The 14,738-nt window shown below is 69.8% G+C and carries 12 protein-coding genes; 4 read left to right on the top strand and 8 right to left on the bottom strand.

The window, feature by feature from the left end:
• Positions 1 to 3: 3 nt before the first annotated feature.
• The 3 genes from recF to AC1DCG_RS01380 all read left to right on the top strand — a co-directional run bounded on the left by recF (position 4) and on the right by AC1DCG_RS01380 (position 4,554).
• On the top strand, positions 4 to 1,182 hold the full coding sequence (gene recF, locus AC1DCG_RS01370) for a DNA replication/repair protein RecF (protein ID WP_477041345.1): 1,179 nt from the start codon (positions 4 to 6) through the stop codon (positions 1,180 to 1,182).
• Complete coding sequence (gene gyrB, locus AC1DCG_RS01375) at positions 1,179 to 3,629, top strand: DNA topoisomerase (ATP-hydrolyzing) subunit B (RefSeq protein ID WP_165261587.1); 2,451 nt, start codon at positions 1,179 to 1,181, stop codon at positions 3,627 to 3,629. Before recF ends, gyrB begins: the two co-directional genes overlap by 4 nt.
• A 73-nt stretch (positions 3,630 to 3,702) precedes the next feature.
• Positions 3,703 to 4,554 carry a hypothetical protein gene (locus AC1DCG_RS01380; RefSeq protein ID WP_477028324.1) on the top strand — a complete coding sequence of 284 codons (852 nt, stop codon included), beginning with the start codon at positions 3,703 to 3,705 and terminating at the stop codon, positions 4,552 to 4,554.
• On the opposite strand, the gene AC1DCG_RS01385 is transcribed toward AC1DCG_RS01380, so the two are convergent.
• The 5 genes from AC1DCG_RS01385 to AC1DCG_RS01405 form a co-directional block, all read right to left on the bottom strand.
• On the bottom strand, positions 4,551 to 5,201 hold the full coding sequence (locus AC1DCG_RS01385; protein WP_477028323.1) for a flavin reductase family protein: 651 nt from the start codon (positions 5,199 to 5,201) through the stop codon (positions 4,551 to 4,553). The two genes, AC1DCG_RS01380 and AC1DCG_RS01385, sit on opposite strands and share 4 nt — an antisense overlap.
• A gap of 222 nt (positions 5,202 to 5,423) precedes the next feature.
• Positions 5,424 to 6,821, bottom strand: a complete 1,398-nt coding sequence (locus tag AC1DCG_RS01390; protein WP_477028322.1) for an efflux transporter outer membrane subunit — start codon at positions 6,819 to 6,821, stop codon at positions 5,424 to 5,426.
• Positions 6,822 to 6,897: 76 nt separating this feature from the next.
• Positions 6,898 to 10,083 carry an efflux RND transporter permease subunit gene (locus tag AC1DCG_RS01395; protein ID WP_477028321.1) on the bottom strand — a complete coding sequence of 1,062 codons (3,186 nt, stop codon included), beginning with the start codon at positions 10,081 to 10,083 and terminating at the stop codon, positions 6,898 to 6,900.
• 187 nt (positions 10,084 to 10,270) lie between these two features.
• Complete coding sequence (locus tag AC1DCG_RS01400) at positions 10,271 to 11,446, bottom strand: efflux RND transporter periplasmic adaptor subunit (RefSeq protein ID WP_477036746.1); 1,176 nt, start codon at positions 11,444 to 11,446, stop codon at positions 10,271 to 10,273.
• 62 nt (positions 11,447 to 11,508) lie between these two features.
• Entirely contained in the window at positions 11,509 to 11,685 is a 177-nt protein-coding gene (locus AC1DCG_RS01405; protein WP_477028319.1) for a hypothetical protein, read from the bottom strand.
• 168 nt (positions 11,686 to 11,853) lie between these two features.
• Here AC1DCG_RS01405 and AC1DCG_RS01410 point away from each other — a divergent pair, with 168 nt between their 5' ends.
• A complete protein-coding gene (locus AC1DCG_RS01410; protein ID WP_477028318.1) occupies positions 11,854 to 12,495 on the top strand; it encodes a TetR/AcrR family transcriptional regulator in 642 nt (213 codons plus the stop codon).
• A 106-nt stretch (positions 12,496 to 12,601) separates the two neighbouring features.
• Here the strand turns inward: AC1DCG_RS01410 and AC1DCG_RS01415 are convergent, their stop codons facing one another.
• The 3 genes from AC1DCG_RS01415 to AC1DCG_RS01425 all read right to left on the bottom strand — a co-directional run bounded on the left by AC1DCG_RS01415 (position 12,602) and on the right by AC1DCG_RS01425 (position 14,716).
• Positions 12,602 to 13,063, bottom strand: coding sequence for a low molecular weight protein-tyrosine-phosphatase (locus AC1DCG_RS01415; RefSeq protein WP_477028317.1), 462 nt, complete (start codon positions 13,061 to 13,063; stop codon positions 12,602 to 12,604).
• 137 nt (positions 13,064 to 13,200) lie between these two features.
• A complete protein-coding gene (locus AC1DCG_RS01420; RefSeq protein WP_165261381.1) occupies positions 13,201 to 13,863 on the bottom strand; it encodes a hypothetical protein in 663 nt (220 codons plus the stop codon).
• 196 nt (positions 13,864 to 14,059) lie between these two features.
• Positions 14,060 to 14,716, bottom strand: a complete 657-nt coding sequence (locus AC1DCG_RS01425) for a hypothetical protein (protein ID WP_165261383.1) — start codon at positions 14,714 to 14,716, stop codon at positions 14,060 to 14,062.
• Positions 14,717 to 14,738 lie beyond the last annotated feature (22 nt).

Here is a 14,738-nt window from a genome sequence, read left to right on the forward strand (position 1 = left end):
CCCATGGCGTCCGCCACCATCGCCCGCCTGCGGCTCACCGACTTCCGATCCTACGAGCGCGCCGACCTGATCACCGGCGGGCGCAGCGTCTACCTGTTCGGGCCCAACGGCTCGGGCAAGACCAACCTCTTGGAGGCCGTCAGCCTGCTGTCGCCCGGCAAGGGGCTGCGGGGATCGAGCCTGGCCGAGGTGGGGCGCCGCCTGCCGGGCGAGAGCGTGGGCCGGGCCTGGGCCGTGGCGGCCGAGGTCGAGCAGGCCGACGGCGAGGCGCTGAAGGTCGGCACAGGCACCGAATTGGCCGGCGCCTCGCGCCGGATCGTCCGCATCGAGGGCGAGACTGTCGCGCCAGGCCGCCTGGCCGACCACGTGCGGCCCATGTGGCTGACCCCCGCCCAGGACCGCCTGTTCCTCGAGGCCGCCTCGGAGCGGCGCAAGTTCTTCGACCGGCTGGTGTTCGCCGCCGAGCCCGCCCACGCCAGCCACGCCAACGCCTACGACAAGGCCCAGCGCGAGCGCATGCGGCTGCTGTCCGACGCCGCCGACGGCGGGGCGCCGGCCGATCCGGCCTGGCTGACCGTGCTGGAGGCCCGCCTGGCGGCGGCCGGGGCGCTGATGGCGCAGGCCAGGGCCCGCACGCTCGTCGCCCTGCAGGCCGAGATCGACGGACGCGGCGACCGCCCGTTCCCGCAGGCCCGGCTGACCCTGACCGGCGCCTGGGAGCAGATGGCGCTGGACGGGGTTTCGGACGCCGAGATCGAGCTTCAGCTGGCCGGCGCGCTGGCCGCGGCGCGGCCGCGCGACGGGGCCGCGGGAAGGGCCTTGACCGGGCCGCACCGGGGCGATCTGGCGGTGTTCCACGTCGACAAGGACCGTCCGGCCTCGGAATGCTCCACCGGTGAGCAAAAAGCGCTGATTTTGAACCTGGTTCTGGCCCAGGCGGCGAGACTTTCGCGTGCGGAATCCGCGCCGAATCCTATAGTATTGCTCGACGAAGTCGCCGCGCATCTCGACCTTACCCGGCGAGCCGCTCTGGCCGATGAACTCACGGCGCTCAAGCTCCAGGCCTTCCTCACCGGCACGGACGAGTCGCTGTTCGACCACCTCAAGGGTCGGGCGTTGGGCGTTCGCGTCAGCGAGGCCGGCCTGACCCCCCTTGAGTTTACGGCTCTGGAAGACGAATGACCGAGAATACCGAAGGCCAAGTTCCCGAAGCTCCCGAAGAAGCCGTCGCCGGCGAATACGGCGCGGACTCGATCAAGGTCCTCAAGGGCCTGGATGCGGTGCGCAAGCGTCCCGGCATGTACATCGGCGACACCGACGACGGCTCGGGCCTGCACCACATGGTCTACGAGGTGGTCGACAACGCCATCGACGAGGCCCTGGCCGGCCACGCCACCAAGGTTCAGGTGATCCTCAACGCCGACGGTTCGGTGACGGTCACCGACGACGGGCGCGGCATCCCCACCGACATCCACGAGGGCGAAGGCGTCTCGGCGGCCGAGGTCATCATGACCCAGCTGCACGCCGGCGGTAAGTTCGACCAGAACAGCTACAAGGTCTCGGGCGGCCTGCACGGCGTGGGCGTCTCGGTCGTGAACGCCCTGTCGGACTGGCTGGAGCTGCTGATCCACCGCAACGGCAAGGTCCACCAGATGCGCTTCGAGCGCGGCGACGCGGTGACCTCGCTGGCGGTGACCGGCGAGTCGCCGGTGCGCGAGGACGGCCCCAAGGCCGGCGAGACCCTGACCGGCACCGAAGTGACGTTCTTCCCGTCGAAGGACACCTTCGCGTTCATCGAGTTCGACCGGAAGACCCTGGAGCACCGCCTGCGCGAGCTGGCGTTCCTGAACTCGGGCGTGACCATCTGGTTCAAGGACCATCGCGACGCCGAGCCGTGGGAAGAGAAGCTGTTCTTCGAGGGCGGCATCGAGGCCTTCGTGCGCCACCTCGACAAGGCCAAGGCCCCGCTGCTCAAGGCCCCGATCACGGTGCGCGGGACCAAGGACAAGGTCGAGCTCGACCTCGCCATGTGGTGGAACGACAGCTACCACGAGCACATGCTGTGCTTCACCAACAACATCCCGCAGCGGGACGGCGGCACGCACCTTTCGGCCTTCCGCGGCGCCCTGACCCGGGTGATCACCGCCTATGCCGAGAGCTCGGGCATATCCAAGAAGGAGAAGGTCAGCCTGGGCGGCGAAGACAGCCGCGAGGGCCTGACCTGCGTGCTGTCGGTCAAGGTGCCCGATCCCAAGTTCAGCTCGCAGACCAAGGACAAGCTGGTCTCGTCGGAAGTGCGCCCCGCCGTCGAAAGCATGGTGCAGGAAGGCCTGGCCACCTGGTTCGAGGAGCACCCGAACGAAGCCAAGCAGATCGTCAGCAAGATCGCCGAGGCCGCCGCGGCCCGCGAGGCCGCCCGCAAGGCGCGTGAACTGACCCGCCGCAAGAGCGCGCTGGAAATCTCCAGCCTGCCCGGCAAGCTGGCCGACTGCTCGGAACGCGATCCGGCCAAGTCCGAGATCTTCATCGTCGAGGGCGACTCGGCCGGCGGCTCGGCCAAGCAGGCCCGCAACCGCGACAACCAGGCCGTCCTGCCGCTGCGCGGCAAGATCCTGAACGTCGAGCGCGCGCGCTTCGACAAGATGCTGTCGTCCGACCAGATCGGCACGCTGATCACGGCGCTGGGCGCCGGCATCGGCCGCGAGGACTTCAACCCGGACAAGGTGCGCTACCACAAGATCGTGCTGATGACCGACGCCGACGTCGACGGCGCCCACATCCGCACCCTGCTGCTGACCTTCTTCTACCGGCAGATGCCGCAGCTGATCGAGCGCGGCTACATCTACATCGCCCAGCCGCCGCTCTACAAAGCCAGCAAGGGCAAGTCGTCGCGCTACCTTAAGGACGACACCGAGATGGACGCCTTCCTGGTGGACGAGGGCGTCGACGGCGCCGAGCTCGACCTGGGTTCGGGCGAGCGCCTGATCGGCCAGGACCTCCTGGCCCTGGTGCAGCTGGCCCGCTCGGCCAAGGCCAATATCGACCGCCTGGCGGCCCGCGCCCCGGCCTCGGCCATCGAGCAGGCGGCGCTGGCCGGCCTGCTGGGCGAAAGCCCCGAAGCGGCCAAGGCCGCCCGCCGCCTCGACCTCTACAACGAGGAGGGCGACGGTCCGTGGTCGGGCGAGCGCGCCGACACCGGCTTCGTGTTCAGCCGCGTGCGTCGCGGCGTGTCCGAGCGCATCGTGCTCGACGACGTGCTGCTGCACGCCGCCGACGCCCGCCGCCTGGCCGAGCGCGCGGCCAAGCTGGCCGAGGTGTTCGAAAAGGCCGCCGTCTTCCGCCGCAAGGACAAGAGCACCACGATCCGGGGTCCGCTCGACCTGGTGCAGGCCGTGCTCGACGCCGGCCGCAAGGGCCTGACCATCCAGCGCTACAAGGGCCTGGGCGAGATGAACCCCGAGCAGCTGTGGGAGACCACGCTCGACGTTGACGCCCGCACCCTGCTGCAGGTCAAGGTCAACCACGCCGACGACGCCGACGACATGTTCAGCCGCCTGATGGGCGACCTGGTCGAGCCGCGCCGCGAGTTCATCCAGGAAAACGCCCTGGACGCCGAAGTCGACGTCTGACGAAGCTTCACCCTTGTGGGTGAGCGATGTTCTGTGAAACCCTCCCAGGTTGAGCGACCTGGGAGGGTTTTTCATGTCGGTTTCGGTGTTGGCCGCCTTGATGCTGGGGCTGTCGGTCGCGCAGGGCGCGGCGCAGCCGCCGGCCGTGGACGAGGTCGAGGTCTCGCCCCAGGGCGTGGATCCCTATCCGGGCTTCGTGCGGCGGGCCACGCCCCTGACGCCGGCCGGCAAGGTGATGATGTGGGCCGGCCCCCTGTGCCCCTACGTGGCCGGCGGGCGCACGGAAGAGAACCGCTACCTGCATGACCGCATCAGCCAGATGGCGCGCGATGCGGAGGTGCGTATGGCCGCCAAGGGCTGCCAGCCGAACCTCATCGTCGTGCTGGCCGACGAGCCCGAGAAGCTGGTGCGCAAGGCCAGGGCGGCGGGCAAGTTCTGGGTCGACCGTGAACGGCCGCTGAGCTTCGAGCGCTACGCCACCACCGATCGTCCGGTGCGGGTGTGGACCAACTTCGCCGAGGTCGACGTGATGCGCGGGGCGGTCAGCGCCGACGGTCTGGGCAACGACCTGCTGATGTTCACCACCAGCAGCGCCGGCTCGCGCGTGCGCACCTCGGTGGTGGGCGTGATCCAGGACCAGTTCGTGGTGGTCGATCGCCGCCGGATGGGCGGCCGCAAGCTGGGCGGCCTTGCCGACTACGTGGCGCTGGCCGGCGTCGCCTCGGCGCGCGCCGATCGCGACTACGAGGGGTTCAACACCGTGCTCAACCTCTTCACCGAGGAGGGCAGGACCGACGCCTCGCCGATGGATCGGGCCTATCTGCGCGGCCTGCAGACGGTGAAGCCCGACTCGCCCGGCGGCTCGCAGATCGGCCAGGTGGTCACCACGATGCGCGCCGAGCGCGACGGACGGGCCAAGCCCTAGTCCGCGGGCGGGATGTCGGCCTTGGTCGGGCGGAAGATCTCGAACATGGCCGAGGGATCGACGGCGATATAGTCGCCGCGGCCGCCCCAGCGCAGGATCGGCCGGCCGGCGGGGGCGTCGTAGACGCGGTCGTCACGGATCAGGCGGCGGTCGATATGGACGGCGACGACCTCGCCGAAGGTCATCCAGGTCTCGACCGTCTCGCCGGCGGCGGTGGTCAGCTGGAACGACTGGGTGACGCGGCACTCGAAATTGACCGGGCTCTCCAGCACGCGCGGCGCGGCGATCAGCGTGCTGTCGACCGGCGTAAGCCCGGCCAGCGCGAACTCGTCCTGGCCGGGAGCGGCGGGGGCCGAGGTCATGTTCATCGCCTGGGCCAGCTCGCGCGTCGCCAGGTTCCAGCAGAACACGCCGGTGGCCTGGACGTTGGCGATGGTGTCCTTCCAGCCCGTCGAGGCGAAGCCGACGATCGGCGGGGTGTAGTTGAAGGCGTTGAAGAAGCTGTAGGGCGCCAGGTTGCGCCGCCCCTGGGCGTCGACGCTGGAGATCCAGCCGATCGGGCGCGGGCCGACGATGGAATTGAACGGATCGTGGGCCAGGCCGTGGCCGTCGCGGGGATGGTAGAGGTAGGCGTCGGCGGCGGCCATGCGGGCTCCGAGTAAAGGGCGCGGACGCCATATAAACCTCTCCCATGGGGAGAGGGAGGGGCCCGCGCCGCAGGCGTGGGAGGGTGAGGGGGTAAGGCGCCGGCCCGCTCATGGCTTGAACGACGGCGCGGGGTTCAGGGGAGGGGACCGCAGGCGGTGCAACCCCTCACCCTCCCATGCTGCGCATGGGCCCCTCCCTCTCCCTCTGGGAGAGGTGTTTCCTTACGACCACCCGCCTCCCAGCGCCTTGTAGATGGCCACGACGTCGGTGTTGACGCCGGTCTCGGCGACGGTCAGCGCGTCTTCCGCCGCCAGCAGGGTGCGTTCGGCGTCGAGCAGCACGAGGAAGTCGATGCCGCCTTCCTTGTACTGGATGCGGGCCAGTTCGGCCGCGCGGCGCGAGGCGGCGGCCTGGTCGGCCAGGCTCTTGAGACGGGCCTGGCGCTGGGCGTAGGAGACCAGCGCGGTCTCCAGGTCCTCGATCGCCGCCAGCACGGTCTGGTCGTAGGCCGCCAGCGCCGCGTCGTTGCGGGCTTCCGCCGCCTTCAGCCGCGCCCGGGCGCCGCCCAGGTCCAGGGCCGGCCAGCTGACCGCCGGGGCGACCGACCAGGCCTGGCTGGCGCTGTTGCCGAAGCCCGACGACGTGCCCGACAGGAAGCCGACGAAGCCGCTGACCCGCACGCGCGGGAAGAGGTCGGCGGTGGCCACCCCGACCTTGGCGGTCTGGGCCGCCAGGCGACGTTCGGCCGCCTGCACGTCGGGCCGGCGGCGCAGGAACTCGGACGCCTCGCCGATCGGCAGGGCGGCGACCAGCGGCGTGGGCTCCTCGGCGCGGGGCGCGAGCTGGGCGTCCAGCGCGCCCGGGCGCTGGCCGGTCAGAACGGCCAGGCGATAGTTGGCGCGCGTGGCGGCGGTGACCAGGTCGGGGATCGTGCCTTCCGTGGCGTTGAGGCGCGCCTCGGCGCTGGCGACGTCGATCGCCCCGCCGGCCCCGGCCTCGAACCGCACGCGGGTCAGGCGCAGGGTGTCGCGCTGGGTCTCCAGGTTGCGGCGGGCCACCGCCAGGCGGGCCTGGGCGCCGCGCAGTTCCAGATAGTTGCGGGCCACCTCGGCGGCGACGCTGACCTGCACGTCGCGCAGGTCGGCCTGGGCCGCGCCGGCCTCGGCGCCGGCGGCCTGCACGCCGCGGCGCACGCGGCCGAACAGGTCGATCTCCCAGGCCGCGTCGAGGCCCGCGCGATAGCTCTCGACCTCGACCCGCTGGTCGGAGAAGCCGGGCTGCTGCTGCTTGGTGTCGGTGTAGCCGCCCGAGGCGGTGACGCGCGGGATCTGGTCGAGGCGCGCGTCCTTGAACAGGGCGCGGGCTTCGTCGACGCGGGCCACGGCGACCTTGAGGTCGAGATTGGCGGCAAGGGCCTGGGAGACCAGGGCGTCGAGCGTCGGGTCGCCGAACGCCTTCCACCACTGGGCCTCGGGATTGGCGGCGGTGGAGGCGACGGCGGGCGTCGCGTTCTGAAGGGCGACGGGAGCGGGCGTCGGGGCCTTGTAGGTCGGGCCGACGGCGCAGGCCGTGGCCAGCAGCGAGACGCCGGCGATCAGGGCTGTGCGAAGGAGGGTCATGGGAGCCTCGGAAGTCTCCCTTCCCCCGAGGGGGAAGGGACAGGGATGGGTGTGCTTGGGTTGGGAAGCGAGGCGATCAGCCGTGGGCCTTCGCCTCCGCCGCCGGGGCCGTCTTGACGGTCGCCAGCGACTTGCGGCCCGAGAGCCGGCGGATGACGTAGTAGAACACCGGCGTCAGGATCAGGCCGAAGACGGTGACGCCCAGCATGCCGGAGAACACCGCCACGCCCATGGCCCGGCGCATCTCGGCCCCGGCCCCGTGCGACACCACCAGCGGCCAGACGCCCATGATGAAGGCGATCGAGGTCATCAGGATGGGACGCAGGCGCAGGCGGCAGGCCTCCAGCACCGCCTGGAGCGGCGTGTCGCCTTCGATCTCGCGTTCGCGGGCGAACTCGACGATCAGGATGGCGTTCTTGCAGGCCAGCCCCACCAGCACGATCAAGCCGATCTGGGTGAAGATGTTGTTGTCGCCGCCGGTGACCAGCACGCCGACCAGGGCCGACAGCAGGGTCATCGGAACGATCAGGATCACCACCAGCGGCAGGCTCCAGCTTTCGTACTGGGCGACCAGCACGAGGAAGGCCAAGAGCACGCACAGCGGGAAGATGTAGATCGCCGTGTTGCCGGCCAGGATCTGCTGGTAGGTCAGCTCGGTCCATTCGAAGCCGATGCCGTTGGGCAGTTCCTCGGCCGCGATCTTCTCCAGCGCCGCCTGGGCCTGGCCGGTCGAGAAGCCGGGGGCCGGGCCGCCGTTGATCTCGGCGGTCAGCATGCCGTTGTAGTGCATCTCGCGGTCGGGACCGGTGGCCTCCTTGAAGCTGACGAAGGCGCCCAGCGGGATCATCTGGCCGTCGCCGTTGCGAGTCTGCAGGCGCAGCATCTGCTCGGGCTGCAGGCGGAAGTCCTGGTCGGCCTGCACGTTGACCTCGTAGGTCCGCCCGAAGCGGTTGAAGTCGTTGACGTACAGCGAGCCCAGATAGACCTGCAGGGTCTCGAACAGGTCGGTCAGCGACACGCCCTGGGCCCGGGCCTTCTCACGATCGATGTCGGCCTGGATCTTCGGAACGCTGACCTGGTAGCTGGAGAACACGCCGGCCAGGGCCGGATCCTTCTGCGCCTTGGCGATGATCGCCTGGGTCTGCTTGTAGAGCTCGTCCGAGCCCAGGCCGGCCTTGTCGACGATCTGCATGCGGAACCCGCCGATGGTGCCCAGCCCCTGCACGGACGGCGGCGGGAAGACCGCGATCTGGGCGTCGGGGATGGCGGCGAACTTCTGGTTCAGCTGGCCCACGATGGCGCCGGCCGACAGGTCCTTGGAGCGGCGGTCCTTGAAGTCGCTGAGCGGGAAGAACACCGCGCCGGCGTTGGGGCTGTTGATGAAGCCGTTGGCCGACAGGCCCGGGAAGGCCACCGAGTGCTCGATGCCCGGGGTCTTCATGGCGATGTCGCCCATCTGCTTGATCACGGCCTCGGTGCGGTCCAGCGAGGCGGCGTCGGGCAGCTGCACGACGGCGACCACATAGGCCTTGTCCTGCTGCGGCACGAAGCCGGACGGGGTGCGGGCGAAGGCCAGAGCGGTCAGCACCAGCAGGCCGCCATAGACGAACAGCGAGGCGGTCGAGCGGCCCAGCGTCGCCTTCACGCCGCGGACGTATCCGTTCGAGGCGCGGTGGAAGACCTTGTTGAACGGAACGAACAGCCAGCCCAGCAGGCGGTCGATCAGCTTCTGGAAGCGGTCCTTGGGCGCGTGGTGCGACTTCAGGAGCACGGCGGCCAGGGCCGGCGACAGGGTCAGCGAGTTGACGGCCGAGATGATCGTCGAGATGGCGATCGTCAGGGCGAACTGACGGTAGAACTGGCCCGACAGGCCGGTGATGAAGGCCGTGGGGATGAACACCGCGCAGAGCACCAGGGCCACGGCGATGATCGGGCCGGTGACCTCGCTCATCGCCTTGCGGGTGGCTTCGGGCGGCGAGAGGCCGTTCTCGATGTGGCGCTCGACGTTCTCGACCACGACGATGGCGTCGTCGACGACGATGCCGATGGCCAGAACCAGGCCGAACAGGGTCAGCGCGTTGAGGCCGAAGCCCAGCAGCAGCATGATCGCGAAGGTGCCGATCAGCGACACCGGCACGGCCAGCAGCGGGATCACCGAAGCCCGCCAGCCCTGCAGGAAGATCACCACCACGATGACCACCAGGATGATGGCCTCGATCAGGGTGTGGACCACCGAGTCGATGCTTTCCTGCACGAAGGCGGTGGTGTCGTAGATGATCTCGTAGTCGACGCCCTCGGGGAAGTCCTTCTTCAGCTCCTTCATGGTCTTCTTGACCTCGGCCGCCATCTCCAGGGCGTTGGAGCCGGGGCGCTGGAAGATCGGCACGGCCACGGCCGACTTGTTGTCGAGCAGGCTGCGCAGGGCGTAGTTGTTGGCGCCCAGCTCCACGCGGGCCACGTCGCCCAGGCGGGTGATCTGGCCGTCGGCGCCCGAGCGGATGATGACGTTGCGGAACTGGTCCTCGTCGGTCAGGCGCCCGGGGGCGTTGATCGACAGCTGGAAGTCGGCGCCCGAGCCGGCGTTGGGCGGCGCGCCCAGCTGGCCGGCGGCCACCTGCACGTTCTGCTCGCGCAGGGCGCGGACGACGTCGCCGGCGGTCATGCCGAGCGCGGCCACCTTCTCCGGATCCAGCCACACCCGCATGGAGTAGGCGCCGGCGCCGAAGATCTGCACGTCGCCCACGCCGTCGATGCGCTTGAGCCGATCACGCACGTTCAGCTGCGCGTAGTTGCTGAGGTACAGCATGTCGTAGCGGTTGTTGGGCGAGACCATGTGCACGACCAGGGTCAGGTCGGGCGAGGCCTTGTTGGTGGTCACGCCGATGCGCTGCACCTCCTGGGGCAGTTTCGGCAGGGCCTGGGCCACGCGGTTCTGCACCTGCACCTGGGCCTTATCCAGGTCGGTGCCCAGCGCGAAGGTCACGGTCAGGATCATGGCCCCGTCCGAGGCCGACTGGGACGACTGGTAGATCATCCCCTCGACGCCGTTGATGGCCTGCTCCAGCGGGGCGGCCACGGTCTCGCCGATCACCGACGGGTTGGCGCCGGGATAGGCCGCGCGCACGACGACCGTCGGCGGCACCACTTCGGGGTACTCGCTGATCGGCAGGTTGGGCAGGGCCACGAGCCCCGCGATGAAGATGACGATGGACAGGACGGCGGCGAACCGCGGTCGTCCGACGAAGAATTTTGCGAAATTCATGGGAGGCGTCCGGGGAGGTGAGGGACGTACGGGGCCGTTCCCTCCCCCTTGATGGGGGAGGAGAGCGTTCAGAGGGGCCGCCCTCGTCCTTCGACAGGCTCAGGATGAGGGCTGGTTTTGCGAGGGGCGGGTCAGTTGAAACCCTCATCCCGAGCTTGTCGGAGGACGAGGGTTTCGCGCTCCGCCGTCAGTTCTGCTGCACGGGGCTGGCGATCGCGGCCACCTTCTGCGGGCCGACTTCCAGCTGGCCGAGGTCGGCGGCTTCCGTCTTCACGGCCACTGGGGCGACGGTGTCGCCGGGCTTCACCTTCTGCAGGCCGCCGACGATCACCCGGTCGCCGGGCTTGAGGCCCTGGCGGACGACGCGAAGGTTGCCGGCCAGCGGACCCACCTCGACCGGGCGGTACTGGGCCTTGTTGGCCTGGTCGACGACGATCACGTAGCGCTTGCCAAGGTCGGTCGCGATGGCGCGGTCGGGGGCCAGGGCCACCGTCTGGGCCGCGGCGCTGACCAGGCGGATGCGGGCGAACAGGCCCGGCGTGAACTTGCCGTCGGCGTTGGCGAAGATCGCCCGGCCGCTGATCGTGCCGCTCTTGGCGTCCAGCGCGTTGTCGATGAACGACAGCTTGCCCTCGTGCGGATAGCCGTCCTCGGTCATCAGGCCCATATAGACCGGGCTTTCCTTGCCGCGTTCGGCGGCGGCGTACTTCAGGAAGGTCTGCTCGTCGGCGCTGAAGGCCGCGTAGATCGGCGCGTCGGAGACCACCGTGGTCAGCATGTCGGCCTGGGTGACCAGGTTGCCGCGGGTGATGCGGGCCTTGGAGACGCGGCCGTCGATCGGCGAGACCACGCGGGTCCATTCCAGGTTCAGGCGGGCGGTCTGCAGGGCGGCCTGGGCGGCGGCGAGGTTGGCCTGGGCGGCCTTCTCTTCCGAGGCCAGGCGGTCGAATTCGCTGCGCGCCAGGGCGTTCTGGTCGATCAGCCGCTGGCCGCGCTCGCGGTTGACGACGGCCAGGTCGAGGCCGGCCTTGGCGCGGGCCACTTCGGCGCCGGCGCGGGCGGCTTCGGCCTGGAACGGGCGCGGGTCGATCTCGAACAGCACCTGGCCCTTGCGGACATAGGCGCCTTCGGCGAAGCGGACCGCGTTTACATAGCCGCCGACCCGGGGCCGGATGTCGACGGTGTCGACCGCTTCCAGGCGGCCGGTGAAGTCGTCCCACTGGCGCAGCGGCTTGAAGGCCACGTCGGCGACGGTGACCTGCACGGCGGGAGCGGGGCCCTGTTCGGGCTTGGCCTGGGCGCTGCAGGCGGTGAGGACCGCCAGCGCGGCGAGGCCGGCGAAGGTGTTGATGGCTTGGCGCATCGGGAGACCTGTCGAAAGAGACGCTCGGGGAGGAGCGGACGGGGAGGGGACGCTCGGGACGACTATTCCCAGGTCGGCGGGCGATAGGGCCGCGACGACCGGGTGCGGGGCTTGGGCGCAGCGGCCTTGCCGATCCAACGCTGGATCGAACGGCCGTGACGCGCGGCGTTGGCCAGCCACCCGGAGGCGCAGGCCGTGGCGGCTTCGGGGGCGGCGGTGATGTCGCTCGCGTTCGGCATGGCTTGCGCTCCGTTCAAGGGGTAAGAGGGGGAGAAATGTCGCAGGGTCTGTTGCTTGACTTGGCTCGGCGGAATGACGATTTAGGATGTGACGATACCGTTCGGTATCACTCCCTGGCGGAGAGATACTGACCGGTAACTCTCACGTCAAGGCGAGGTGCTGCGAAAATGGCTGCGAGAAAATCTGGGGAGGTCGGCTCGGGGGAGCTGGGAGCTGGGACGGCGTGCGCGCCGGACGGCCCGCCAGCGTCCAAGAGGCCCGCCCGCGACCGGATCTTCGAGACGGCCCGCGAGCTCTTCTACCAGCACGGCATCCGGGCCGTCGGCGTCGAGGCCATCGCGGCCGAGGCCGAGGCCACCAAGATGACGCTGTACCGGAACTTCCCGTCGAAGGACGAGCTGGTCGCCGAGGTCCTGCGCGAGCAGGAGCGCGAGTACTGGGCCTGGTGGGACGGGGTGACGGCGTGCTGCTGCACCGACCCGCGCGCCCAGCTGGAGGCGATCTTCGACGCCTTCGAGACCAAGGCCTGCGACATGAACGTCCACGGCTGCCCGCTGTCGAACGCCGCCATCGAGCTGCACGAGGAAAACCACCCGGCCCAGCAGGTGTCGGTGAACTACAAGCGCTCGCTGCACGGCCGGCTGATCGACCTGTGCCGCCGCGCCGACGCCGCCGACGACGAACTGGCCGACGCCCTGATGCTGCTGATGGAGGGCGCCTACACCGCCCGCGTCACCCTCGGCGCCGACGGTCCGGCCCGCTCGGTCGCCCGCGCCGCGCGGAGCCTGATCCGCGTGCATCTGGGGTAGGGCCCCCTCCGGCCCTCCGGGCCACCTCCCCCAGAGGGGGAGGATCTATCGCYGCAGATGCTCCCCCTCTGGGGGAGCTGTCGGCGAAGCCGACTGAGGGGGGGTCTTAGCCCGCGATCTTCGCCGCCAGGCCACGGGCCCCCGCAACGGCGTCGGCCCAGGTGATCTCGAAGCCGGCGTCTTCGCCGTAATAGGGATCGGCCACGGCCTGGCCGGCGCGTCCGTCGACATGGTCGAGCAGCAGGCTCAGCCGCGCGGGGCTTCCCGCCGGCGCCAGCCGCCGCAGGTTGCGCAGATTGTCGAGGTCCAGCGCCACAACGTGGTCGAAGCGCTCGAAATCGGCCGCCGTCACCTGGCGGGCCGCATAGTGGCCGATCTCGACCCCGTGCCGCCGGGCCGTCGCCTGCGCCCGCCGGTCGGGCGGATCGCCCGCGTGCCAGCCGCCGGTGCCGGCCGAATCCACAACGACGTCCAGCCCCCGCCGCTCGGCTTCCTGCCGGAAGGCGGCCTCGGCCAGAGGCGAGCGACAGATGTTGCCCAGGCAGACGAACAGCACGGAAACGGTCATGCGCAATCGCTAGGGCCAAACCCGCCGCGCCGACAACGCCTATTTTTGGATGGCTCCCAGGGGGCTTCGCCCCGCCGTAAAGGCGACGAGCCGAAGCCCGGCTCGTCGCCCGTCTCATGAAACGGCAGTTGCGCGCGTCAGACGGCGCAGCTGGCGGTTTCGGTGTCTTCGTCGGTCTTGTCGTAGGCGCGCAGGCTGCCGTCTTCGTTGGTGTAGATGAACAGCAGCATGTTCGGATCGGCGGTGATGCCGCGCGGCAGCGTGGTGCTGTTGACCAGGGCGTTGTACTGGTCCCAGTCGCCGCCCACGTGGTTCGACGGCGTGCGGTCGTCGACGCCGGCGACGTCCGGATGGTTGTGGACGTAGCCGACGATGCGGGCGCCGTCCGGCACGCCGCTGGAGCCGATCTGGACCTGGCCGGTGTCGTTCTGGGTGTAGATGGCGCCCATGCCGACCGTGCCGTTGAGCTCCCAGATGAGCGCGCCGTACTCGAAGGTCTCGTCGTTGCCGGCGGCGATCTGAGCGGCCGCCGAGCGGGCCGTGTCGAGGATCGCGCCCGGCGCCACGCCCTCGGGCGAAGCCTCGACGCAGGGCGGATATTCTTCGGTGATGCCGTCGCCGCCGCCGTCGGGACCGACGCCGCCGTCACCGCCATCCCACCAGCCGTCGCCGCCGTCGCCGCCGTCCCACCAGCCGTCCCAGCCGTCGCCGTCGCCGCCGTCGGCCGTGACGGTGATGCCGTCGACTTCGTCGGCGCCGCCGGTGACGAAGTCGAGCTCTTCTAGGGTCAACTCACGCATACAGAATCCACCTGTCTGGAAACACCCTCAAAGCGGGTGTTGTGAAATCATGCATGCCAAGGTCGAGCTTGCGAGGCGCCTATGCGGGCCGCGCGATAACAATATCGTTATCCTGGGTTGCAGTTATAAAAATACGCATTTGGCGCGAAACGGCGAGCCGAAAGTGYGGCTCGCCGTCCGCATCAGGCTGAGCGCGTCAGACGGCGCAGCTGGCGGTGGTCGTGCCTTCGTCGGTCTTGTCGTAGGCGCGGACCTTGCCGTCTTCGTTGGTGTAGATGAACAGCAGCATGTTCGGGTCGGCGGTGATGCCGCGCGGCAGCGAGGTGCTGTTGATCAGGCCATTGTACTGATCCCAGTCGCCGCCGGCGTGGTCGGAAGGCGTGCGGTCGTCGATGCCGCCCACGTCCGGGTGGTTGTGGATGTAGCCCACGATGCGGGCGCCGTCCGGCACGCCGCCGGCGCCGATCTGGACCTGGCCGGTGTTGTTCTGCGTGTAGATGTTGCCCACGCCGACAACGCCGTTGAGCTCGTAGATGAGCGCGCCGTACTCGTAGGTCTCGTCGTTGCCGGCCGCGATCTGGCTGGCCGCGTTGCGGGCCGCGTCCAGGATCGCGCCCGGCGCCACGCCCTCGGGCGAGGCTTCGACGCACGGCGGATACTCCTCGGCCGGGGGATCGCCGCCGTCGCCGCCGCCGCCGTCGTACCCGCCGTCGCCGCCGTCATAGCCGCCGTCCCACCAGCCGTCCCAGCCATCCCAGCCGTCGCCGTCGCGGGTGCCCGTGACCGTGATCGTCTCGAGCGTATCGATACCGCCGCTGATCAGTTCAAGCTCTTCCAAGGTCAGCTCACGCATTCATCACACCTGTCTGGAGCCT

This window comes from Caulobacter sp. 10L414 (genome assembly GCF_056395525.1).